At 41.0% G+C, this 24,210-nt stretch carries 21 protein-coding genes; 4 read left to right on the top strand and 17 right to left on the bottom strand.

The features are described 5' to 3' along the window. Positions 1–45 precede the first annotated feature (45 nt). From C0213_02625 to C0213_02610, 4 genes are all read right to left on the bottom strand, one after another. Positions 46–2,409 (bottom strand): preprotein translocase subunit SecA, encoded by a 2,364-nt coding sequence (locus tag C0213_02625; GenBank protein AUX11342.1) that lies wholly within the window; start codon positions 2,407–2,409, stop codon positions 46–48. A gap of 245 nt (positions 2,410–2,654) precedes the next feature. Continuing rightward, positions 2,655–3,200 carry a ribosome-associated translation inhibitor RaiA gene (gene raiA, locus C0213_02620; protein ID AUX11341.1) on the bottom strand — a complete coding sequence of 182 codons (546 nt, stop codon included), beginning with the start codon at positions 3,198–3,200 and terminating at the stop codon, positions 2,655–2,657. Between the two features lie 126 nt (positions 3,201–3,326). After that, on the bottom strand, positions 3,327–3,998 hold the full coding sequence (locus C0213_02615) for a ComF family protein (GenBank protein ID AUX11340.1): 672 nt from the start codon (positions 3,996–3,998) through the stop codon (positions 3,327–3,329). Continuing rightward, on the bottom strand, positions 3,998–5,335 hold the full coding sequence (locus C0213_02610) for a DNA/RNA helicase (GenBank protein AUX11339.1): 1,338 nt from the start codon (positions 5,333–5,335) through the stop codon (positions 3,998–4,000). The genes C0213_02615 and C0213_02610 overlap by 1 nt, the downstream gene beginning before the upstream one ends. A 61-nt stretch (positions 5,336–5,396) precedes the next feature. Between C0213_02610 and C0213_02605 the strand changes: the two genes are divergently transcribed. Further along, the gene (locus C0213_02605; protein ID AUX11338.1) at positions 5,397–6,062 is read left to right on the top strand and encodes a YigZ family protein; all 666 of its coding nucleotides are present in this window, start codon (positions 5,397–5,399) and stop codon (positions 6,060–6,062) included. Between the two features lie 25 nt (positions 6,063–6,087). Here the strand turns inward: C0213_02605 and C0213_02600 are convergent, their stop codons facing one another. The 12 genes from C0213_02600 to C0213_02545 form a co-directional block, all read right to left on the bottom strand. Beyond that, the gene (locus C0213_02600; protein AUX12796.1) at positions 6,088–7,176 is read right to left on the bottom strand and encodes an undecaprenyl/decaprenyl-phosphate alpha-N-acetylglucosaminyl 1-phosphate transferase; all 1,089 of its coding nucleotides are present in this window, start codon (positions 7,174–7,176) and stop codon (positions 6,088–6,090) included. 152 nt (positions 7,177–7,328) lie between these two features. Continuing rightward, positions 7,329–8,894 carry a ribonuclease Y gene (gene rny, locus C0213_02595; protein ID AUX11337.1) on the bottom strand — a complete coding sequence of 522 codons (1,566 nt, stop codon included), beginning with the start codon at positions 8,892–8,894 and terminating at the stop codon, positions 7,329–7,331. 386 nt (positions 8,895–9,280) lie between these two features. Further along, entirely contained in the window at positions 9,281–10,348 is a 1,068-nt protein-coding gene (recA, locus tag C0213_02590) for a recombinase RecA (protein AUX11336.1), read from the bottom strand. Between the two features lie 183 nt (positions 10,349–10,531). Then, positions 10,532–11,116 carry a CDP-diacylglycerol--glycerol-3-phosphate 3-phosphatidyltransferase gene (gene pgsA, locus C0213_02585; GenBank protein ID AUX11335.1) on the bottom strand — a complete coding sequence of 195 codons (585 nt, stop codon included), beginning with the start codon at positions 11,114–11,116 and terminating at the stop codon, positions 10,532–10,534. A gap of 25 nt (positions 11,117–11,141) precedes the next feature. After that, on the bottom strand, positions 11,142–12,065 hold the full coding sequence (locus C0213_02580) for a DUF4115 domain-containing protein (GenBank protein AUX11334.1): 924 nt from the start codon (positions 12,063–12,065) through the stop codon (positions 11,142–11,144). An 81-nt stretch (positions 12,066–12,146) separates the two neighbouring features. Continuing rightward, on the bottom strand, positions 12,147–12,878 hold the full coding sequence (locus C0213_02575; protein AUX11333.1) for a 3-oxoacyl-ACP reductase: 732 nt from the start codon (positions 12,876–12,878) through the stop codon (positions 12,147–12,149). Next, on the bottom strand, positions 12,875–14,182 hold the full coding sequence (locus C0213_02570; protein ID AUX11332.1) for an insulinase family protein: 1,308 nt from the start codon (positions 14,180–14,182) through the stop codon (positions 12,875–12,877). Before C0213_02570 ends, C0213_02575 begins: the two co-directional genes overlap by 4 nt. Next, positions 14,172–15,443, bottom strand: coding sequence for an insulinase family protein (locus C0213_02565; protein AUX11331.1), 1,272 nt, complete (start codon positions 15,441–15,443; stop codon positions 14,172–14,174). The genes C0213_02570 and C0213_02565 overlap by 11 nt, the downstream gene beginning before the upstream one ends. Positions 15,444–15,640: 197 nt before the next feature. After that, complete coding sequence (locus tag C0213_02560) at positions 15,641–18,010, bottom strand: cell division protein FtsK (GenBank protein AUX11330.1); 2,370 nt, start codon at positions 18,008–18,010, stop codon at positions 15,641–15,643. A 138-nt stretch (positions 18,011–18,148) separates the two neighbouring features. Beyond that, a complete protein-coding gene (locus C0213_02555; protein AUX11329.1) occupies positions 18,149–18,556 on the bottom strand; it encodes a DUF1149 domain-containing protein in 408 nt (135 codons plus the stop codon). 11 nt (positions 18,557–18,567) lie between these two features. Further along, complete coding sequence (gene trmL, locus C0213_02550) at positions 18,568–19,077, bottom strand: tRNA (uridine(34)/cytosine(34)/5-carboxymethylaminomethyluridine(34)-2'-O)-methyltransferase TrmL (GenBank protein ID AUX11328.1); 510 nt, start codon at positions 19,075–19,077, stop codon at positions 18,568–18,570. Between the two features lie 252 nt (positions 19,078–19,329). Continuing rightward, positions 19,330–20,166: a methyltransferase gene (locus tag C0213_02545; protein ID AUX11327.1), complete on the bottom strand. Its 837-nt coding sequence runs from the start codon at positions 20,164–20,166 to the stop codon at positions 19,330–19,332. Positions 20,167–20,254: 88 nt separating this feature from the next. Here C0213_02545 and C0213_02540 point away from each other — a divergent pair, with 88 nt between their 5' ends. From C0213_02540 to C0213_02530, 3 genes are all read left to right on the top strand, one after another. Beyond that, the gene (locus C0213_02540) at positions 20,255–21,208 is read left to right on the top strand and encodes a magnesium transporter CorA family protein (protein AUX11326.1); all 954 of its coding nucleotides are present in this window, start codon (positions 20,255–20,257) and stop codon (positions 21,206–21,208) included. 144 nt (positions 21,209–21,352) lie between these two features. Continuing rightward, positions 21,353–22,330, top strand: coding sequence for a GMP reductase (locus C0213_02535; protein AUX11325.1), 978 nt, complete (start codon positions 21,353–21,355; stop codon positions 22,328–22,330). A 153-nt stretch (positions 22,331–22,483) separates the two neighbouring features. Further along, a complete protein-coding gene (locus tag C0213_02530) occupies positions 22,484–22,930 on the top strand; it encodes a GNAT family N-acetyltransferase (protein ID AUX11324.1) in 447 nt (148 codons plus the stop codon). 129 nt (positions 22,931–23,059) lie between these two features. Here C0213_02530 and C0213_02525 read toward each other — a convergent pair whose 3' ends face one another. Further along, positions 23,060–24,199 (bottom strand): AI-2E family transporter, encoded by a 1,140-nt coding sequence (locus C0213_02525; GenBank protein ID AUX11323.1) that lies wholly within the window; start codon positions 24,197–24,199, stop codon positions 23,060–23,062. Positions 24,200–24,210: the final 11 nt, after the last annotated feature.

Genomic DNA, 24,210 nt, shown 5'->3' with positions numbered 1-24,210 from the left:
TGCCATTAAAAAATGGCTAAGTCAATTGCCTCAGCCATTCATTAATTAGCGTCGAATATTTTGACGAATTTCCGCCTTCATGAAGAGTCGAGTTGTATCGTAATCGATATCACTGATCATTTCTTCAAACATTCTGTAGCCTTCTTCTTGATATTCAACCAATGGATTCATTTGACCGTAGCCTCGTAATCCGATTGAATTTCTAAGTTGATCCATCGCATCGATGTGATCTGTCCAACGTTCATCAACAACACGCAGAATAACAACTTTTTCAAATTCAAGCATTTGATTTTCATCAGATAATTGTTTTTGTTTTGTCGCATAATTTTTTTCTGCAAAAGTCATCAAGAGCGCTTCGATTTCTTCAGCTGTCTTACCTTGTAACTTCTCAATCGTTAATTGTTCTTCACTGACCATTGAAGTCGTTGCAAAGTCATGAATTGCTTCAAGGTTCCAATCTGCGGTGTCGCCTTGTGTATGCAATTGAACGATGCGTTTAACCGTCCGTGAAATCATTGGCATAATCACTTCTTTCAAGTTGTCTTCTGCCATGATAACTTGCATCCGTTGTTTATAGATCACTTCACGTTGTTCACGCATAACATCATCGTATTGAAGGGTTTGTTTACGTGTATCGTAGTTATTCCCTTCAACTCGTTTTTGAGCCGCTTCAACTTGGCGGGTAATCATCTTACTTTGGATGACCGCATCGTCGTCTGAAATCTTCATCCGATCTAGAAAGGCTTTGATTCGTTCTGAGCCGAAACGTTTCATCAAGTCATCTTCCAGAGACATGTAGAATTGTGTTTCACCAGGATCACCTTGACGACCAGCACGGCCTCGAAGTTGATTATCAATCCGGCGTGATTCATGACGTTCAGTCCCAATAACGGCTAGTCCACCTAAATCTGTAACCCCAGGTCCTAATTTAATATCGGTCCCACGACCAGCCATATTAGTAGCGATTGTAACAGCGCCCCGTTGGCCAGCATTCATGATGATTTCAGCTTCTTTGAAATGATTTTTCGCATTCAAGACAGCATGTGGCACGTTATTTTCGTCTAATAAACGTGATAGTAATTCTGATGATTCAACCGCAACTGTCCCCACCAATGTTGGTTGGCCTTTTTCATAACGTGATTTGATATCTTTCACAACAGCATTGAATTTACTTTCAAGCGTTGGATACAAGACGTCTGATTTGTCGTTACGTGCGATTGGGCGGTTCGTTGGAATTGAAATAACTTCCATATTGTAAATTTCACGGAATTCTTCTTCTTCGGTCTTAGCCGTCCCAGTCATCCCTGAAAGTTTGTTATACATTCTGAAGTAATTTTGGTACGTAATGTTGGCCATTGTTTTGGTTTCATCTTGGATTTCAACGCCTTCTTTGGCTTCAATCGCTTGATGTAAACCATCTGAATAACGACGACCATCCATCACACGGCCGGTAAATTGATCAACAATCAAGACTTCACCATCTTGAACCACATAATCGATATCCTTTAACATGATGAAGTTAGCTCGCAATGATTCATCCAAATGATGCGTTAACGCTGTATTTTCAATGTCATATAAGTTATCAAGACCAAAATTAGCTTCTGCTTTGCCGATACCGGCTTCTGTTAAACTAATGGTTTTTGTAGGCCAATCGATTTTATAATCTGTATCTTCTTTTAAAGTTTTTACAAAACGGTCCGCGCGAATATAAAGTGCCGTTGATTTTTCTGCTTGTCCAGAAATAATCAATGGTGTCCGGGCTTCATCAATTAAGATTGAATCCACTTCATCGACAATTGCAAAGTTCAATGGGCGTTGGACCATTTCTTCTTTGTAAACAACCATGTTATCCCGTAAATAATCAAAGCCAAGTTCACTATTGGTTGAATACGTAATATCAGAGTTGTAAGCATCCCGTTTTTCTTCAGGGGTCTTCGCATTTAAGTTCAAACCAACTGAAAGCCCTAACCAATTATACAATTCACCCATTTCAGTCGCATCACGACTTGAAAGATATTCATTGACGGTAACAACATGGACCCCTTGGCCCGCAAGCGCGTTCAAATAAACGGGCATTGTAGCGGTTAAGGTTTTCCCTTCACCAGTTTTCATTTCAGCGATATTACCTTCGTGTAGTGTAATCCCCCCAATAATTTGAACCCGGAATGGGAATAAACCAAGCACGCGTTTAGCGCCTTCTCGAGCGACCGCGAATGCTTCCGGTAAAATATCATCTAATGTTTCGCCATTTGCTAATCTTGTTTTGAATTCGGGTGTCTTAGCTTGTAACGCTTCGTCTGATAAATTGCTATATTCATCTTCATAAGATTGCACTTTATCGGCAATTTTGCCCATTCGTGCAACTTCACGTTTATCGCTTTCTACCCATGATTTTAGAAAATTTGCCATTTATTATAATTCTCCTCTGGAAATTCTGATCACTATGATTTTAATTAAATTTTAGAATTACTGGACCACTAACAACTTATTCTAACATTTATTACAGTCAATTAAAACCTACTGCTTAAACAAATCCGCACGATTAGGCATAAAATTAACCCTATTACCTATAGTCTTATTCTGAAAATAAATAAAGAGCCCAAAACAAACACTATTTTGTTTGTTTTGGGCTCTTTATGATATTTATTTATTTTTTATTCATCTGTTTCGATTAACCCATAACGGCCATCTTGGCGTTTATAAACAATGCTTGTGCCATTTGTTTCTGAATCTTCAAAGATAAAGAACTCATGACCTAGCATGTTCATTTGTAGGATAGCTTCTTCGCTATCCATTGGTTTTAATGAGACCCGTTTAGTTCTAACAACTTGCATTGGTTCTTCTGGTAAAGTTTCTTCAGAAGAAACCACTAATTCAACACCCTTGATACCACGTTCACGTGATTTACGGTTAATTTTAGTTTTATATTTACGAATTTGACGTTCTAGTTTATCAGTTACCAGATCAACACTACCGTACATGTCTGGTGATGTTTCTTCGGCTCTAAGAACCAAATAAGGGAGCGGAATAGTCACTTCGACCTTCGCTGTTTTATCAGGATAGACTTTCAAGTTAACGTGTGCAGTTGCGGTAGCTGACTCATCAAAATATTTTTCGAGTTTGCTGATTTTTTTCTCAACGTAACTCCGAATTGCTTCTGTGACTTCAATATTTTCTCCACGGACATTAAAACTTAGCATATGATTTCTCCCCTTTCACAAATAACCCCATTGGTTATCTGTCACCCAATAATCGATAAATTATTGGGGCTTTGTTACTAAGTTCATTATATATAAATTGCGGCCAATAGACAAATAAAACGATTACTATCTGGCCAAAGTAATTGCATTAATTGTAATTTGCGGATAACGAGCACGCAGACATTGCTGAGCATGCCACAACGTTCGACCGGTCGTGTAAATATCATCTAGAATCGTTATCGACTGTAGCTTATCAGGTAACTTTTGTGGTATTAATTCAAAAAATTGCGGACTTGCGAGTCGTTCTGCACGATTTTTTTGCGCTTGCCCCTTTTCCGTTGGTCGCTTTTTTAAGAGTGACATTAGCGGAAAACAATTTTCGAATAAGCCTTGGACTGGATTAAAACCGCGTGCTTGTTGATGTTGCTCATCGGATGGGATCGGCACGTAAGCTACATTGGGCTTTACTGGCAACCGCGTTTGAATGTCCCGTTCAAATAGTAACCGTAATTGATAATCCCCTTGGCCCTTATAACGTTGAAAATATAACTGCATCGCCCGATTATAAGTAAACAATGCTTGATTTTTAAAATGCTGTTGGGGATAAAGTTGTCGCCAATGCTGACAATCAGAACATAAAATGCCCGTCAATAGTGGCCGACTACAATCCGAACACTGGTTGCCACTGATAGGTTCAAACTGCTGTAAACAAATTTGACAGATATGTGGTTTAAGTAGTGGTTTTAGTTGTAGCAGTTGTTTAATACTTGGCTTTTCAATAATGACATTTTGACACATTAAACAGTTGATTGTAATCGCCGTCCCCTCTGATTTTGGGCCTTAATTTGCCGACAAGCTCCTTTAATAGCGCGGGTATAATCCTGATAATAAAAATGAACTGGATTTTGGGTATAGTCTTTATGCCGTCCTGCTCGCCCGGCAATCTGGACCAAAACGGCTTCATTAAACACCATGTGTTCCGCGCCTAAGACCAAAACCGCAACATTTTTAAATGTGACCCCCCGCTCCAAAATAGTGGTCGTCACCATTAATTGAATTTGTTGGGCCCTAAACGCCGCGATCTTTTCAATTTGTTCAGGATCGTTTGCGTGTACCGTCTCAATTCTGACCGCCGGTAATAAAATTGATAGTCGATTGGCAACTGGTTTTAATAATCTGACTTGCGGTACAAATAGCAAAATCTGCTGGTTTTTTAAACAAATCTGGCAATCATGCTCAAGTCGTTTAGGTAACCGGCCCTTCTTTAATCGCGGCCGCCAATTGAAAGCGACATGTCGTTGCGGTTCTGGCAATATTCCCCCATGAAAGCGAAGCGGTAATTCACTAACTGTCATTTGTTTAGCAGCAATCGCCCGCTTGATGGCTGGTGTCGGCGTAGCCGTTAAATATAATAACGCACACTGAGGCTTACAGGCTTGTTCAACTGCCGTGGCTAAAACTGGATTATCAACAAAAGGAAAAGCATCCACTTCATCAACGATGACCGTATCAAAAGCGTGATAAAACTTCAGTAATTGATGTGTCGTGCAAATCACTAACTGGGTATAGCGATAGGGCTCGGTTTGCTCGCCATGCATCAACATGATACTAGTCGTCGCAAAGGCGGCTTGAAGCCGCGGATACAGTTCTAGACAAACTGCGACTCTAGGTGCCGCCAAACACACTCGCTGTCCCTTTTGTAGTGCGACTAGAATCCCTTGAAAAAGCATCTCGGTCTTCCCGGCACCGGTCACGGCTGTTAATACGTGCCGTTTATGGGCTTGAATAACCGCTACCACTACTTGGGCGGCTTGTTCCTGATACACTGTTAATTGGCCTGCCCACGTCAACTTCGGTGTAGCGGTTTTAAATAAATGATCCTCAGGGATTGTATATAACCAATCCCCTTCTACTAAACGACCAAATAACAAACACTGCGCGCAATAATGACGGCCGTCTGGTAAGCAAGTTTGCGACGGTACCACTTGCTGACAACGTTGGCAGATTAAACGTTGCTTGACCCGTAAAAACGCGGGTCGGCGCTCAATCTGTGGTAAACTATAATTATTATTTTGCGTATCGGCTAACTGGGCCGCAGTAAACTGGCGGCCACAGGCAATCACTATTTGTCCCATTTTATTTGCTCCTTTGGGATTAATATACGCAATCGGAATCTATTTTTTTGAGGTGTCTTCCATGGAAAGTTATTTAACAGTTCAAAAAGACGGGCAGTTTGAACTCGAAATTAAAAAGTCTCGCTTCATTTGTCAAATCGCTCGGGTTAGTGATGAAGCTGCTGCCCAAGCCTTCATCGATCAGGTCCGTAAAACACATACTAAGGCCAATCATAATTGCTTTGCCTACCAATTGGGACAACCCGCTAACATTCAAAAACAAAGCGATGATGGTGAGCCCAGTGGCACTGCCGGTGTTCCCATACTGGAAGTTTTACGTCAAATGCAACTTACGAATCTCTGCGTCGTTGTCACGCGATATTTTGGAGGCACTAAATTAGGCACTGGCGGCCTGATTCGTGCTTATAGCCACGCGACTTCTGCCGCCCTCGAACATCTTGGCATTGTCCAAGGCATTGAACAAACTGCTTGTCATTTAACCATCGACTACGCACAGTTCGATTCTCTTCAAAACCGCTTAGCGCAACTGAATTTAGCTGCCCAAGATATTCAATATACAACTGATATTCAACTAACGGTTTGGTTGCCCACCGAAGAAGTCCCCGCCTTTGAAACCCAGATGACCGAGTTGCTCAATGGGCAGCTCACATTAACGCTTGGCCAACAACAATTTAACGAAGTCCCCATCAGTACCCAAGCCATTCACGACTTACGTTATCAAAAATAACTATCAAAAAAGGATTAGCCAATGGCTAATCCTTTTCTTCATCTCTCGGTTTTAATAATCGTTTTAGTAAGTGTAATAATGGTTGACGATTTTCACCAACTAACCCAATTGATTCAACAAATAATTCTAAGCCAAACAAAACGGCAATCGTTAACGCTAAACTCCCCCACAGTGTTGACAACGGGTATAATAGCGAAATCAGTGAGAAAACTAATGCCAAACCGTAGATAACCAGTACCGTTTGCCGGTGTGACAATCCTAATTGCATTAAGCGATGGTGTAAATGATGTTTATCCGCTTGTGAAATTGGTTTGCGGTTTAAGATCCGCCGTAACATCGCGTAAACCGTATCCGTAATTGGGACCCCTAAAATAATAACTGGAATCAATAATGTAATGAAGGTCACGTTTTTCAAACCCTTCAAGGATAGGACCGCAATCATGAAACCTATAAACAAGGCCCCCGTATCCCCTAAGAAAATCTTGGCGGGATGGAAATTATGCGGCAAGAAGCCGATTAACGCAGCGACTAAACAGAAAATCATGATCGAAACACTGACATTAGTAATGGCTAAGAAGAAGTAGGCAATCACACCCATCGTGAATAAGGCAATGATTGAGACCCCGGTCGCTAAACCATCTAAGCCATCAATTAAGTTTACTGCGTTGGTTATTGCTAAGATCCAGAAAATCGTAATTGGAAAACTTAACCAACCTAATTTAAAGGTTCCCACCAACGGAATGGTTAGGATATTCATCCGTACACCCGCTAGGAAGTAAATCACTAACCCAGCGATTAAAATTCCCAACATTTTTTCTTTAGGACTTAATTCTTTGATATCATCAATCATCCCGGTGATGATGATAATACATTCTGCTAAAAAGATACTAAATAGTTCATGCGTCGGAAACTGTCCGCGCAATAGAATAAAAGTGCCTACATTAAAGGCAATAAAAATCGCCAGACCACCCATTGAGGGCATCGCTTTCTTGTTCACTCGGCGAGCGTTGGGTTTATCAACCGCGCCTAAGACAAAAGCTAAGCGTCTAACGAGCGGTGTAATTGCGGCCGAAACGAGCATGGTCGCAAACAACCCAACGATGATTCTAAACATGGGCATCATTTGATTCGCCTACTTTCTCTAACATTCACTTTATTATACAAATCCCAGCCCATAAACACAACCAGGACTTAATTTCTTAATGAAATCCAAAAAAAGGGGGTGACAAATTTAATTGTCCCCCCAAAAAATATATCAACTGATAACTACTTAGCGTATTCGACTGTTCTGGTTTCTCGGATAACGGTCACCTTAATATGACCAGGATATTCAAGTTGATCTTCAATTTGATTCTTAACATCACGCGCTAAGACGGTTGCTTGATCATCTGTGACTTGTTCTGGTTTAACAATCACGCGGACTTCTCGACCGGCTTGGATTGCAAAACTATGATCAACACCTTTGAAACTATTCGTAATACTTTCAAGTTTCTCAAGCCGGTGAATATAGTTTTCAAGTGATTCAGAACGCGCCCCTGGACGAGCAGCTGAAATTGCATCAGATGCAGCCACTAAGACTGAAATAATTGACGTTGCTTCAATATCACCATGATGCGAACCAATTGCGTTAATCACCGTTGCCGGTTCCTTGTAACGCGTTGCAAGTTCAACACCAATTTCAACGTGGGAACCATCAACTTCATGATCCAGTGCTTTACCGATATCATGTAATAACCCAGCACGTTTGGCAAGTGTCACATCTTCACCTAATTCAGCAGCCAAAATCCCTGTTAATTTAGCAACTTCAATTGAGTGATTCAAGACATTTTGACCATAACTTGTTCTAAAGTGTAGCCGTCCTAAAACTTTAATTAAATCTGGATGCATGGTATGAATCCCAACATCAAAAATGGCTTGTTCACCAATTTGACGAATTTGTTCATCCATTTCTTTACGTGACTTATCGACCATCTCTTCAATACGAGCTGGATGAATCCGGCCATCTTGAATTAACTTCTCTAAAGTCATCCGGGCAATTTCACGTCTAATTGGATCAAACCCACTTAAAACGACTGCTTCTGGTGTATCATCGATAATTAAATCAATCCCAGTTAATGTTTCAAGTGTTCGAATGTTCCGACCTTCACGGCCAATAATCCGGCCCTTCATATCGTCATTAGGCAGTGTTACAACCGTCACAGTTGTTTCAGCTACCATATCTGCTGCACTACGTTGAATTGCTTCAGCAACTAATGTTTTAGCTGTCCGATCCGCATGCTCTTTAGCAGACTCTTCACTTTCTTTAATTAAAACAGCCCGTTCATGATCCAAGTTCTGTTTTGTTTCATCCAAAATGATCTTTTGCGCTTCATCATGTGAAAGCTCAGCAATCTCTTGTAACTTCGTTCGTTGTTGTTCAACCAACGCTTCGACTTCTGCTTGCTTTTTCGTTAATTGCTGCGCTTGCTCAGCTAAACGATTTTCATGTTCCTCTAATGCCCGCTCTTTTTTGTCAAGCGTTGCATCTTTACGATCCATGGTTTCTTCACGCTGTATCAATCGATTCTCTTGTTTTTGAACTTCACCACGTCGATCCTTCAATTCATTTTCAATTTCAGAGCGATATTGATGATTTTCGTCCTTTGCTTCCAAAAGAATTTCTTTTTTTCGCGTTGCCGCTTCTTTTTCGGCTAACTCAATTATTCCTTTAGCAGTCTTATTTGCACCATCAATTTCACGTTCGTGAGCCTTCTTTTGCAAAAGCGTTCCAACAGCTAAACCAACGATTAACATGATGACTGCGGTAAGGATTAATAGCAAATCTAAGTTCATTTTTTCACCTCCGCATCATCAAAAATTTTAAATTGCAAGCACGTTGCAAATTTTTAAAGATGTAATTATGTTTAATTTTTCAACACATAGTTATTTTATAGTTTACTAAACCGCCTGTCAACTTAAAGTATCAGCATTGCAACCGTTTACCGGACTGATCGCCACTCGTTTATTCGGTTAATCCAGCGCTTATTGTGTTAGGCCCTTAGATATTGTCAAACCGCCTTCGGTCCAATTGCGAATATGACTTAACTTCTTAGTAATCCCATTCGGTAGTAGACGCTATAAGTCTTAATTTACCAATCCTTAACCTTAATCATTCGGTTATACCTAAAACAAGAGCCAGTACAAAACTAAGTTTTGGCCTGGCTCTTGTTGGTCATGCTTTATTCTTCTGTTGAATCATCTGGCAAAATATTTATTTGTTCATCCTCATTTGTGGGAAGATCTTCTTCTGGTACATCTGAAATACCATAAGCTGCTCTAACCTTCAAACGAACTTCATCTTCGACATCTTCATGATCAGCCAAATAGTTTTTAGCATTTTCACGCCCTTGACCAATTCGTTCTGAGCCATAAGAGTACCAAGAACCACTCTTATTGATAATGTCTTTTTCAACCGCCATATCAACCAATTCACCGGTTCTGGAAATCCCTTGACCGTACATGATATCAACTTCAGCGACCTTAAATGGTGGTGCTACCTTATTCTTAACAACTTTAATGCGGGCGCGGTTCCCAATCATATCTGTCCCATTCTTGATGGTTTCAGCACGCCGGACTTCAAGCCGAACAGTTGAATAGAATTTCAAAGCACGCCCACCTGGTGTGACTTCGGGGTTACCGAACATCACGCCGACTTTTTCACGGATTTGGTTAATGAATAACGCAATCGTCTTCGTCTTATTAATCGTTCCTGATAATTTACGTAAGGCTTGTGACATCAAACGGGCTTGTAAGCCAACGTGGGCGTCACCCATTTCACCTTCGATTTCAGCACGTGGTACCAAGGCAGCAACTGAATCGACTACTAAAATATCAACGGCCCCACTTGATACCAAGGCATCAGCGATTTCTAAACCTTGTTCCCCAGTATCAGGTTGTGACAAGAGTAAGTCATCGATATTAACACCAAGTGCTGTTGCGTACTTAGGATCCATCGCATTTTCAGCATCGATATAAGCAGCCGTGCCACCTTGCTTTTGCACTTCGGCAACAGCGTGTAATGCAACAGTTGTTTTACCTGAACTTTCAGGGCCGTAAATTTCAACGATCCGGCCACGAGGGTAGCCACCTACTCCGAGCGCTTCGTCCAATGCCAATGAGCCAGATGAAACTGTTGAGACTTGTGTATCAACCTTTTCACCCATGCGCATAATTGAACCTTTACCAAAATTCTTTTCAATCTTCTTTAGGGCAGCATCAAGTGCTGCTTGTCTTTCATCTTTAGCCAATTAAGTGACCCTCCTTAAAAGAGTACATTTCATTACTCTCTTAGTTTACAGATTTCGTTAAATAAAAGCAAGTTAAAATCGAACAAACGTTCTCAATTTTTGTTCGGTCATTATATAATACGTAATTCGCCGGGATTTTACCAATAAAAAAACTGGCCTGCTTTAGCGGGCCAGTTTTGGTGATTATTTAGAAAATGAATCTTGAAAGATACCCCGGTTTTTAATGAAATATTCGGTCCCTGAGTAAATTGTGAAGAATAGGCAAACATATAACATGATATCAGCCATTGGTAAGCCGATATTCGCAAAGAAGACGTTATGCAAGAATAATAAGATGATCGCCAACATCTGAGTTGTGGTTTTAATCTTACCAGGCATGGCAGCGGCCATGACCTCGCCACCTTGGCTCAAGAGCAATCGAAGACCGGTCACTGCTAATTCACGCCAAATAATGATGGCAACTACCCAAGCGGGCGCAGCACCTAATTCAACAAGGAAGATGAAGGCTGTCATTACCAATAACTTGTCCGCTAGTGGATCAGCAAACTTGCCAAAGTTAGTCACCAAATGTTGTGAACGTGCAATTTTCCCATCCAACAAATCCGTCAATGATGCGACAATAAAGATAATTGTGGCAATCAATTCACTGACCGGAATGGCTGTCCCAGCAACAATTACGTCACCAGCCGGTACGTTAAACGCTAATAGGATTGTAAAAATAGGAATTAAAATAATTCTAAACATCGTCAATTTATTTGGTAAATTCATCGGATAGACCTCTCACATCTCTTTATTATTTTGCAAGTGTTGCTGTAAAGTTTACTGTTCGAACCTGAACTGTTTCATTATTGGGATTTAAATTAACAGCTGTGTCGTTAATCTTCATCTTCGTTGCAGGACCGTTCCCCGTTTTAACTGAGAATTGGGTTACGCCAGCTGGTAATTGCGTTGTTTGATCAGTTCCTGGTGTAACAGAACCTTGCCAAATGGTTGAGCCATTAACAATTAACCCCACCCAAGCCGTTGCGTTTTCAGCTGAGAACGTCAACGTATTAGCTTTGTTAGGCAAGTTTTTAATCGTGAAGGCTTGTTGTGAACCACTCATACTTGTCATTGAAGCTGATAACTTAGTTTCTTTTGCCTTTTTGTCAGCTTCTTTTTTTGCTTGTTCACTTGCTTTAGACGCTTCTTGAGCCTTACTTTCTTGGGCCTTTTGTTGATTATCGTCTGAAGTTGCTTTCTTAGCTGTTGATTGGTCACCTGAAACGGTTACCGATGAACTAGTTTCAGTTAATGTTTCCCGGTTTTTGCCTCGGTTACTGAGCGTAATCCCGTAGACAATTCCAACAATCACAATCACAACCGCAACAACGGCGATTTGTGGTGCTAAGCCCCGCCATTTTGCCCATTTAGAGTCGGTTGTTTCGCGTGTTAAACGGGTTTGATTTTCAACTGACTTTTCAACATATTCTTCTGGTTTTGCGTTGGGCAATTTATCTTGATATTCAGCTAATAGCGCCTCACTATCAACGCCCACCGTTTGTGCATATTGCTTAATAAACGCACGCACATAAAAAGTCCCTGGGAGTGCATCAAAATCGCCCTCTTCAATTGAACTTAAATAACGCTTTTGAATTTTCGTAATTTGTTGTAAATCATCTAATGTATAACCTTTTTCAATACGTGCTTCACGTAATTTTTGACCAATTTCATTCATTTGAATTCCACCCACTATTATCCCATTATCATTACTCGTCATTATAGCATATTGCCACAATGATATTGTATTAAGATTTCTTTATTTTAGCCAACCGCCGTCAACATAAATTGTCTGTCCCGTTAAATAATTGGCTTCTGGTGCTAACAAAGTCTGGACCCAATAAGCAATCTGTGCTGGTGTCGCAAAACGACCAGTTGGAATCTCAGCGGCAATCGCCGCTTGTTCGTCTGCTGTAAACTGTTGGTTCATTTTCGTGGCTACCGCACCAGGGGCAATCACGTTGACTGTAATCCCTAGTGACCCCACCTCTTGTGCGTAAGCATTGGCAAAGGCTGATTGGGCACCCTTGACCGTACTGTACGGGACTTCCATTGCACTGCCACGACCACCATAAATGGAGCCAATAAAAACAATTCGGCCCAAATCGCTCTGGGCTAATTTCGACTGCAAAGCTTGTAAAATTAACATCGGGGTCTTCACGTGCACTTGCCACAATGCATCAATTTGCTCGGCAGAGACCGCTGGCAATAAGCCATAAGTCGTCATGCCAGCGGCAAAAATAACCGCATCTACTTGAAACAACTGACTTTTCAAATGGTCAACCGCAGCGGTCCCCATCGTTAAATCCAACTGAAGTGCAAAAAAGTCTTGGCGCGCATACTGCTGATTAAGCTGCTGTTGTAGTTTTTGAATACGTTCTTGATTTTGGTTATAGTGCAAATAAAGCGACCAACCGTCCGCTGCTAAGCGTTGGGCAATGGTAGCCCCGATATCACCTGAGGCGCCGATAATTAAAGCTGAGCGTCTCATTTTTGCGTCACCTCTGGTAAGATATGGCAAACTGTCATAATTTCAATTTTGAAGAATTCGGCCGCAACTTGTGCCAAGTCTGCTAACGTTACCTGTTCAATCAACCCTAGCACATCAAACGGACTCACTTCGTCGAAAAAGGCATCGCTGTATTGATTGGCGATTGCTTCTAAGGAATTAAAAGCTTGTAAGTATTCGCCAATTGCCGCTCTTTTGACCAAGGCTAAATTAGCTTCTGAAAAATCAGGACTCTCCTGATAGTGTTCCAAAATATTGATCAACGCATCCGATAACCCCTGTGCATCATCAGTGTCACCACCAAGGGTAATGAAGTTAAATGAGCGTTGAATAGCGTATTCATAGCCAAAACTATCATCTAAAATCCCTTGTTCATATAATTTTTGAACTTGCGTTGATGAATCGCCAAAAAGTAATTCTAATAACAGGTTCATCTTAATTTTCATTTCTAGTGCTTCTTGACCAGTCCCAAAATCAGTTAGTCCTTTGATACCGACCATGCTCTTACTGCGAGTCACCGGCATTTCTAAAGAGCGGTACGGAATAATGTCACTACCATCAGCTTCTTCTTCCGGTAATGAGCGATTAATGTCGCTTGGTTGTGCAAAATCTTTAGCGTCTTGATTAGCGCTGACCCACGACAATACTTCTTCAGGATCATCAATCTGACCCACGATGAATAAATTCATATTGCTGGGTTGATAGAAAGTTTGATGCGCTTGGTACAATTCTTCAGGCGTAATTTGTGCAATACTTTCGATAGTACCGGCAATATCCGTTCGAACTGGGTGTTGTGGATAAAGGTTGCCCAGCACCGTATAAAATAAACGCCAATCTGGTTCATCGTTGTACATCTGAATTTCTTGCCCAATAATGCCTTTTTCTTTATCGACTGTGGCAGCCGTAAAATAGGGTTCCTGTACAAAATCAAGCAAAATATCCAAGTTTTCCTTCAAATGACTGGTTGTTGAAAAGAGGTAGCTTGTTCGCGTGAAACTCGTGAAAGCATTTGAACTGGCACCAAATTGCCCAAATTTTTCAAAGGCATCATAATCCGCCTTTTCAAATAGCTTATGTTCTAAGAAATGCGCGATTCCATCAGGAACCGTCACATAGTCCGTTTGGCCTGCAGGTACAAAAGTCGTATCAATTGCACCGTAGTCAGTCGTTAAAATAGCATAGGTCTTATGATAACCACTCTTAGGATAGAGTTTGACCGTTAGCCCATTTTCGAGGGTGTCTTCATAGAGCGTTTCACCTAAGCGGGGATTTTGTCTAAGCTTCATTTGTGTCGACTCCTTTCAAGAAGTAGATTGCTTGGAGCTGCATCTTAGCGGCTTGTTCTTGGACCGCTTGTTTAGAAACGGCCAAAATAGCGGTCGTAAATCGATCCGCGTCTAATTCCGTTTCAGGGACAAAGATTTGATTAAATTGCTGTTGGCCCAAATAACCAGGGCTATCAAGACTGGATTTAAATTGATTGATTAAAGCTAATTTGGTTTGTTCAAACATGGCTTGCGTAAAATCGCCCGCGATAATACTTTGCCGTTGCGCTTCGATAATGGCTAGTACCCGTTCTTTTTGATGGCTTTCAATGCCGGTTTGAACCATGACAGCCCCTCGGAACGCATCGATATTGCTAGACGCATAATAGGCCAAACTCGCCTTTTCACGGACATTTGTAAAGAGTAACGATAGCGGTGTCCCACCGAATAATGCGTTCATCACTAAGGCCGCGTAATAATCTTTTTGGTAAAAATAAGCCGATAGTTGATAAGCCATGTTCAACTTCCCTTGTTGAACTGTCTGTTCTTCCGTCAATTCACGGACCGCATCACTAACGGCTTGTTGATAAAAAATACCTGGTAGCGTTACAATCCGTGGTGCTAATGATAGTTGCGCTAAATCAAGCGCTAGTTTTTCCTCATCCACATTACCCACAACCGTCATTTGAATCCGATCATTTGCAAGCATCTGTTGATAATAAGTATATAAATCAGTCGCCGTAATCGTCTTTAAGACGTCAGCATCCCCATAATTAGGGGTTTGTTGCGTTTGATCCGTAAAGTAAAGTTCCCGTAATTTAAGTGCAGCATAAGTTTGTTTGTCATCAGCAACACTGTCAATGTAGCGTTGCAAGTTTTCTTTTTCTCGATCGAAAGTAACCGCATTAAAGGCTTGGTTAACGACATCCGGTTTTAAAAGCAATTCACCGATAAAGGCAATCGCTTGTTGCTGTAAATCGATTGTGTCCCGTAAATATTGGGGGCTGACAATCCGCATTGAAATACTAAAAATCGCTAAATTGCCTTGCCGGTAAGCATTCATATTGAAACCAGCGCCATACATTGCTTGAAGCTGATTGGCAATTGCAACCTGATCGCGATACGCTTGACTACTAGCAGATAAAACACTGGCTAGTAATGAACACTTTGTTAAGGTTTCTCTGGTCGCTGGTGCGACTAGTTGTACAGAAAAACGAATTGTTTTAAATTGTTGTGTTTGTAAAATATTTAAATAAACGCCATCCATTACTTTTTGATTCATACTTGCTGCTCCTCACTGTTTTAACAGTTAAAATGGCTTGCTTTCAACTTAAGTCTTTTTAAGAATAATGTCACAGACACTATCATACCAAAAAAGCGGGTTAAACTCAAAAGCACCACCGTTTTAACGACTACGCTTTTCCTTTGAAAAAACGGTATTAGAATCCTGCTATCGATTCTAATACCGTTTTTTGTTCATTATTCAGTTGGTGGCTGTTCGCTTGGTACTTCTTGTAAAAGGACCTTGCGTGGCTTGCTGCCTTCAGAAGGCCCGATAATCCCGCGACTTTCCATTTCATCAATCAAACGAGCTGCCCGATTATAACCGACTCTAAAGCGGCGTTGGACCATCGAGACACTCGCTGTTTGTTGCTTAATCACTAATTCAACGGCTTCTTGATAATATTCATCTTCGGGATCCGCCGTTTCTTGGTGCTCGTCGGCGGCCGTTGGAATCATCTCTTCATCGTATTCAGCCGTCTTTTGCGCTTTGATAAAGGAAACGATGCTTTCCACATCTTGACTCGAGATAAAAGCACCTTGAACTCGCAGTGGTTTACTCATCCCGATTGGTAGGTACAACATGTCCCCGCGACCAAGTAGTTTTTCAGCCCCACTGCCATCCAAAATGGTTCGTGAGTCAATCCCACTAGAAACTGCAAAAGCAATTCGTGACGGAATATTAGCCTTAATCAACCCGGTAATAACATCAACAGATGGTCGTTGTGTCGCAACAATCATGTGAATCCCAGCTGCCCGGGCCATTTGTGCTAACCGGATAATCGCACTTTCAACTTCATTACTAGCAACCATCATCAAATCAGATAATTCATCAACGATCACGACAATATATGGTAAGGCCGCACCTTTGATTTCGCCATCTTCATTATGACCTTGAATATACTGATTATATTCGGTCATGTTCCGCTGACCAGTATCCGCAAAAAGTTGATAGCGTCGTTCCATTTCTTTAACGACTTTATTCAACGCGTTGGCCGCTTTCTTAGCGTTGGTCACCACCGGAATCAAGAGATGGGGAATCCCATTATAGACGTTTAATTCAACCATCTTCGGATCAATCAACATCAACTTAACTTCGTGGGGTTGTGCGCTCATCAAAATACTGGTGATGATCCCGTTAATCGCTACCGACTTCCCACTACCGGTTGAACCGGCAATCAAAAGATGCGGCATTTTCGCCAAATCTGACATAATCACCTTACCAGAAATATCTTTCCCTAATGGCACTGCTAACGGTTTACCTGGATGTGGTGGTTCCTGTTCAATCATCTCTCTAAAGGAAACGGTTGAAACGGTTGTATTAGGGACTTCAATCCCGACGTATGGTTTCCCTGGAATCGGTGCTTCAATCCGAATATCTTTGGCGGCCAGTGCTAACGCTAAATCATCCGCTAAATTGACAATCTTCGACACCTTAACCCCGACCGCTGGTTGAATTTCATACTTCGTAACGGCCGGGCCCAAACTAGCACTCTTAACCGTGACATCCACGCCAAACGAATCGAAGGTTTGTTTCAAGACCTGTTGATTTTTTTCAATCGCTTCGTATTCCGCACTCTGATCAGATGGCGGAATCTGCGTCAATAATTCAGGCGTTGGCATTTCATAATCTTCATCAATTGCTACAGCATGCGTTAATTCAGCAACATCTGGCACTTGTTCTGCCGGTGCTTCTTCCGCTGCTGCTGGCGCATTAGTTATTTGGTGCGTTGCAATTGGTTTTGGTAAATCCTTAGGCCCGTTAATCTTAAAGGTTGCTGGTTCGTTCACCACAACCCCTGTTTTCTCAGGCTCGCCGGTCGGTTCTGGGACCGCCTTTTTAGCGGGTTTGGTTGGTGGTGTTTTTTCATCAACTGCAGACAACGCATTTTGCGTCTGTTCTTTGAGCGCGCTGACTTGATCGCGGCCCTTTTCAGTGGCCTTCACCAAACCTGATTTAGTGTAGCGCCCGACTTGAAATATGCCGTGGACAAAGCGTTGACTGCTTTTAACAACCACACTAAAAGGAATGTCCATAAAAATAAAGAGCCCCATAATTGTCACTAACACAGCAATGATATAAGTCCCCATCTGTGCAAATAGAAAATGCGAACCACTATAAATTACAGCCCCAATCAGGCCCCCGCCGACCTCCGTCGTGACTGCCATTTTTTGGAAATCTTCAAATAATAAGCGCCAAGTTGCTGCGATAAAATGGTTATTAATCGCTTGTTGATGCAAGATGAAAGCCGATAGCCAGATTAAAATACCGATGTAGGCTAAACTAAACCCCGCCGTTTTTTGTTGCCACAATGGTGGTTGTTTGCCATAAATTAAGAGGTAAATACCGAGCATTGCAAATAGGATTGCGCCCAGGACGAATGTATCACCAACGAATAAGCGGAAAACATTCGCAAATAGTGCGCCGATAAAGCCTAATTTCAGCCCAGAGAAAAGACTAATTAAAATAAACAAAAAGCCGACAAAATTAACCGTGTAATCCGGCTGTTGTGTTTTTTTCTTCTTAGTCGTCGTTTTTTTCTGACGCTTCTTCGTTTGAGTTGCCATAAAATCTCCTTACCTTACATATCTAATCCTTATTATACACGAACTTCTGTTCAGGTTAACCCATCTTTTAGGCTTTATTCAAACAAAAAAAGAAGCCTAGGTCAACCGAAGTTCCCCTTAGCTTCTCTTATTTAATCATTATGCTTCTTCTGGTGTTTCATGTGCTGTAAATTGAAGTTGAATCCCTTCGTTCAAAGCAACCGCTGTTACTTGATACGTCAAGGTTTCAATGTATTCGATTAAAGGTCGTGATAATTTCATCATTTCTTTTTGTTCAATTTCATCTGGTGTGCCAAAGAAATCTAACAATTGAACAACGCGTGAAATTTGACCAGAAACGGCAAAGCCGCTTCCTTGCGGGATAACTTGAAATGGTGTCACGATTTGATAGATGTTACCGGCTTTTAAATCAGCTTCTTGTAAATATTCATCGTCAGCATCAATTTTCACTAAGCTGACTTGGATATTTTGTTGTGGTTCGGCGTCCGGTGACACACGGTCAAAATGAAAAGCATCAACGCTAATGGGATCTTTTTTAGTTTGCATTAGAAACACTCCTATTTTAATTTATCGTGATCGTACAAATGACTCTTTTCTAATCCTGGAAAATCTTGTTGCCGTAATGCTTCAAAAATGACCAATGCTGCACAGTTGGATAAATTCAAAGCCCGAATGTGATCTGACATTGGAATGCGGAGACACTGATCTTCATTTTCACGCATAAACGTTTCTGGAAGGCCGGTTGTTTCCTTACCAAACATAAAGTAATGATCGACGCTTGTATCCGTCACATCTTGATCAGAATAAGCTTGCTTGGCAAACTTCGTGATCAAATAAAGATGTTTACGATCTGGAACCGTTTCTAAAAAGGCGTCCAAGTTCTTGTGGTAATTAATCTTCACTTGGTCCCAATAATCTAGACCCGCCCGTTTTAAATGTTTGTCGTCAGTTTCAAAGCCCAATGGTTCGATTAAATCTAAAACAGTATCCGTCCCGGCACATGTCCGAGCAATGTTGCCAGTATTAGCTGGAATAAGTGGTTCGTATAAAACAATATGATTAGTCACAATCTAACTTCCTTCAATAAAGATTCAGTAGCTTAATTATACACGATTTAATGGTAAAGCTCTACTGGTGCTTTACATATAAAAAAACGTAGTCCCTCGGTTATTCACGGCGAGAAACTACGTTAGTGTCATTTCATCACTAGCTTTTATCAAAAAGAATTCTGATAAAAGTTAGGGAAAAAATTCCTTGTGGTTATTATAACGCCCTTATTTCTGACTTGCAATCAGATTTCTTAAAATTACTTTAATTTCTCATTGTTTTCCCACCAAAACCGTGACATCCAATGATATCTCTGGTAACGCGTCCAACGTAATCGCTTGTAGTTGTTCCTCTGTAGCCGTCCAGGTTAGCGGTGTCATCTCAACTAAATCTGCCAAGGTTGCGGGCGTTAAAGTCAATTTTTGTTGGACTTGAATTTCTTGGTACCCAGGGAAATGCTGCTCAAACAAAGCCAACACTGGACCATGATTGTAGCTTTCCTTTTCTTGACCCTGATATAATAATTCTCGTAGCTCGTGTAAGTAACCAGCATTAGGAATCACCTTAATCAACTGCCCGTCAGGTTTGAGCACTCGCTTGAATTCTTGGTATTGCGATGGCGAAAAGATATTCAAGACCGTATCCAAACTCTGATCAGCAAACGGCATCCGCGCTAAATCAGCGACACAAAACCAACCTTCTTGATTGTAATCACTGGCCAGTTGGATCGCTGGTTTAGAAATATCAAACCCGATGTATTGGGCTGGCACTTGTTGCGCGAGCTGGTAAACCGGTGTCCCTTCCCCACAACCGACATCGAGAATCCGACTATTAGCCGTCAATTGCTTGGCAATTTCATCTAGGAACGGTTTAAAGAAACCAGCTTGTAAAAAGGCCCGGCGATGACTTAACATTTCTTTTGTATATTCAGACTTCATTTGTTTAGGTAAAAAATACAATGTCCCATTTTTAGCCAGGTCAAAACTATGCCCGACTTCACAGACCAATTGATGATCACTAATAGTAGCAAATGCCTCTTGGCAAATTGGACACTGCAAGGCACTTAAGTTGGCTTGCAAGAATTGTTGCGCTAAATCAATTTTTTTCAATTCAAATTCTCCTTATTTCAATCCTTTACATTCTAAAAATATCAAGTAAACTTAGTCATATCAAGTGACCAACGAAGGAAGTGAACTCATGCTCGATACTTACCGCTTCGATGAAGCTAAAAAGAAGCTAACCAAGCATGCCAAAATCCAACCCAATAGTTGGATTAACATTACCGATCCCACGCAAGCAGAAATTGATTTACTGACTAAAAAACTGCACGTCCCTTCCGATTTCATCTATTATAGTTTAGATGCCGACGAAAGTGCGCGTGCTGAACACGACCCAGATTATAATGCGACGTTAATCATTTTTAACATGCCGATTCTTGAAAAAGATGAACGGCAAGCCGATAAGTTCCACTACAAAACAAGTCCTCTAGGAATTATTGTAACAGATTCTGTCATCTTAACCATCAATAAAACGCCAGTTGATTTCTTACAGAGTTTCATTGATAATCAAATCAAAAACTTTAATCCACAGGAACAACGCCGGAGTGTCCTTCAAATTCTCTATCGAATTTCCACAATATACCTTCAATATTTGCGGGATATCAACCGTTCCCGCGAACGTATTGAAACCCGCTTACAAAAGTCACTACGTAACGAAGAGCTCTATGATTTAATGGGCATTCAACGCGGGTTAGTTTATTTCATGATGTCGTTAAAAACCGATAAGATGGTATTAGCTAGTCTGGTGCGCTCTAATATGTTGATGCTCAACGAATCTGAGCTTGATTTATTAGACGATATTCAAATTGAAAATCAACAAGCAATTGAAATGGCCGAGATTTCCAATTCGATTATCAATGAAACAGCTGATACGTATTCGTCAATTATTAATAATAACATGAATAACGTCATGAAGTTTTTGGCATCTTATTCGATTATGCTGACCATCCCTGGATTAGTTTTTAGTTTTTACGGGATGAACGTGGCCTTACCACTGGCCAATTTCAAAATCAGTTGGATCGTCACCATTGCAATTTCCTTAGTCATTGCAGCCCTTTTAGGCTTTCGTTTCTGGCGGAAACGCTATTTCTAAATCCATTCAAACACCGAACAACCCATTATCGGGATTGTTCGGTGTTTTTTGATTGACTTTCCATTATCAACTCGTTAGAATACGTTATGTACGAATTAATAGGCGTACATAAAAATAAATGTTCGTATTTAAGGAGAATTATTCATGGACGTATTTGATTACGAAGATGTTCAACTTATTCCCAATAAATGTATCGTCAAAAGTCGGAGTGAAATTGATACCACTGTTCGCTTTGGTTCAGAGACTTTTAAAATCCCGGTGGTCCCTGCTAATATGCAAACCATTATTGATGAACCGCTGGCCATTTGGCTTGCCGAAAATCACTACTTTTATGTCATGCATCGTTTTCAACCGGAAAAACGCCCTGCCTTCATCAAGATGATGCACGAACGCAACCTATTCGCTTCCATTAGTGTTGGCGTTAAAGACGATGAATTTGACTTCATCAATCAACTCGCACAAGATAACCTCATCCCAGAATACATTACAATCGATATCGCTCACGGTCATTCACAAGTCGTGATTGATATGATTCAACACATCAAAAAAGTTTTACCTAAAAGTTTCGTAATCGCCGGTAACGTCGGCACCCCTGAAGCGGTTCGAGACTTAGAACGCGCCGGCGCTGATGCAACCAAAGTCGGCATTGGTCCTGGTAAAGTCTGCATCACTAAAATCAAAACTGGTTTCGGGACTGGCGGTTGGCAACTTGGGGCCCTTCGCTGGTGTGCCAAAGCGGCAACTAAACCAATCATTGCTGATGGTGGTATTCGTACTAACGGTGATATTGCTAAATCAATTCGCTTTGGCGCTAACATGGTCATGATTGGTTCTCTCTTTGCTGGTCATACTGAATCTCCTGGTGAACTCGTCGAAGAAGACGGCCAACAATTTAAGGAATATTTTGGTTCAGCTTCTGAATTTCAAAAAGGCACGCACCAAAATGTTGAAGGCAAACGGATTTTAGTCCCTTATAAAGGCGCCATTAGTGATACCTTGACCGAGATGCGTCAAGATTTACAATCTTCAATTTCTTATGCTGGTGGCAAGCGCTTGTCAGCACTACGCAAAGTGGATTACGTACTTGTCCGGCATTCTATTTTTAATGGTGATATGTTGTAGACCAATTATCAAAAAAAGAACCACTCTAAAAGGAGTGGTTCTTTTTTTAGTTAGGTACCTAAAAACTTTACGCTTATCTATTGAATCAGCCCCTGAACAACTGTATAATGACCTTTGTCGCTTTCACAGCGTCGACATTGAGCAGAAAAGGGTGTGAAACAAATGGATATTAAACATACACTTGGTGATAACAGTGTTATCTTTCGTGATGCAACTTACATTAGAAGAACGGTGTTTGTTCGAGAACAAAATATGCCGGAAACACAAGAAATAGATGCACATGAAGATCATACTGTTCACTACGTCGGTTACATTGAGCAAGACCCAGCCGTAACCGCACGTGTCCATGTACTAAAAGATGGCGGTTTTAGAATTCAACGTGTCGCCACAATTAAGTCATTTAGAGGTCAGGGCCTTGGATTTAAACTAATCGAAGCCATTATCGAAGATGCCAAGCGCACAAAAACGCCCTACATCATCTTATTTGCACAAGATCACGCCATTGGTTTCTATGAGAAACTAGGCTTTGAAGTGATTAGCGAAGGTGAAATGGAAGCTAACATCCCGCATCACTATATGAAACTAACAATCAATCATTAAAAAGAGCATGCGTTTGAAACAAGTTGGCTTTGAGCCTTAGCACTGAAGCCAGTTTCAAAAAGGCGTGGACAAAAATTAATTTGTCCACGCCTTTTTAATTACCATTAATATGCTTTCTCGCGCACTTTTTTATTCGTATAAGCCTGATACCTTTTTAAACCATTCAAATAAGTGTGTCACCAGGATTTTAATAATTGCATAAACTGGAATCCCGACAATGACGCCAACCAATCCGAATAACTTCCCGGAGGCCAATAAGACAATAATCGTCGTGACTGGATACATCGACATCTTGCTGCCAAGCACCAACGGCGAGACTACTCGTCCTTCCAGTGTTTGCTCAACAGCAAACACCAACAAGACCTTGATCAGTAAAATCGGTGAGATAAAAGCTGCAATGACGACCGATGGCACCAATGCTAGAAATGATCCCAAATATGGAATCAAGTTCAATAGCCCTGCCATAATCCCTAGCGTTAGCCCGTATTTCATCCCAACAATCCAATAACCAACTGTAAACATCACTGCTACCCAAAAAGCAACGGTCAACTGACCCCGAATATATTGACTGACTTGTCCGTTAATTTCTTCTAAAACCTGACTGGTAGTTTCCCGAATTCGGACGGGGAAGAATTTAACAAGGTAGCCTTTCAACCGATGACCGTCTTTTAGCATAAAAAAGAGAATAAACGGCATCGTCACAATTGCGATTACAATGTTTGTCACGACCCCGACGGCTGTCCCGATATGGGTCACAGTTGATGTTAACATCTTATTCACTTTACCAGAGACGTTACTTAACATATCCGTATTGATATCATCTAATTGTTTTTGTAAGGACTTAAAACTAGGATCATTAAACCAACTCATCGTCTGCTTTTGAATATTCGCCCAATACGATGGCCATTGCTTAATTAAACTCGTCGTTTGTGATTGAATAATGGGAATAATCGTTGCCACCCCCCAAGCCAATAACGCCACAATCACGATAAAAATCAAAGTAATCGATAAAACACGATTAAGTTGCCAACGGTGTTCCAACCAATCAATTAGCGGGTTAATTAAATAATAAAGAACTGCCGCAATAATAATCGGTAACCCAACAATCAACATCAATTGCTGAATGGGTTCTAATAGCCATGCTAATTTAGTTACCAACAGAATAATCAGCAAGATTAGAAAAACATTCAATAAGATGACCGGTAATTTTTGATTTAAAAACCATTTAAAAAACCAAGATTGTTCCTTCGTTTGTTTATGCTCAGCCACGTGCCCACCTA

This window comes from Latilactobacillus sakei, assembly GCA_002953655.1.
GTDB classification, from domain to species: Bacteria; Bacillota; Bacilli; order Lactobacillales; family Lactobacillaceae; genus Latilactobacillus; species Latilactobacillus sakei_A.
Note: the sequence above shows the minus strand (reverse complement) of the source record. Positions and strands in the feature narration are given on the sequence as shown.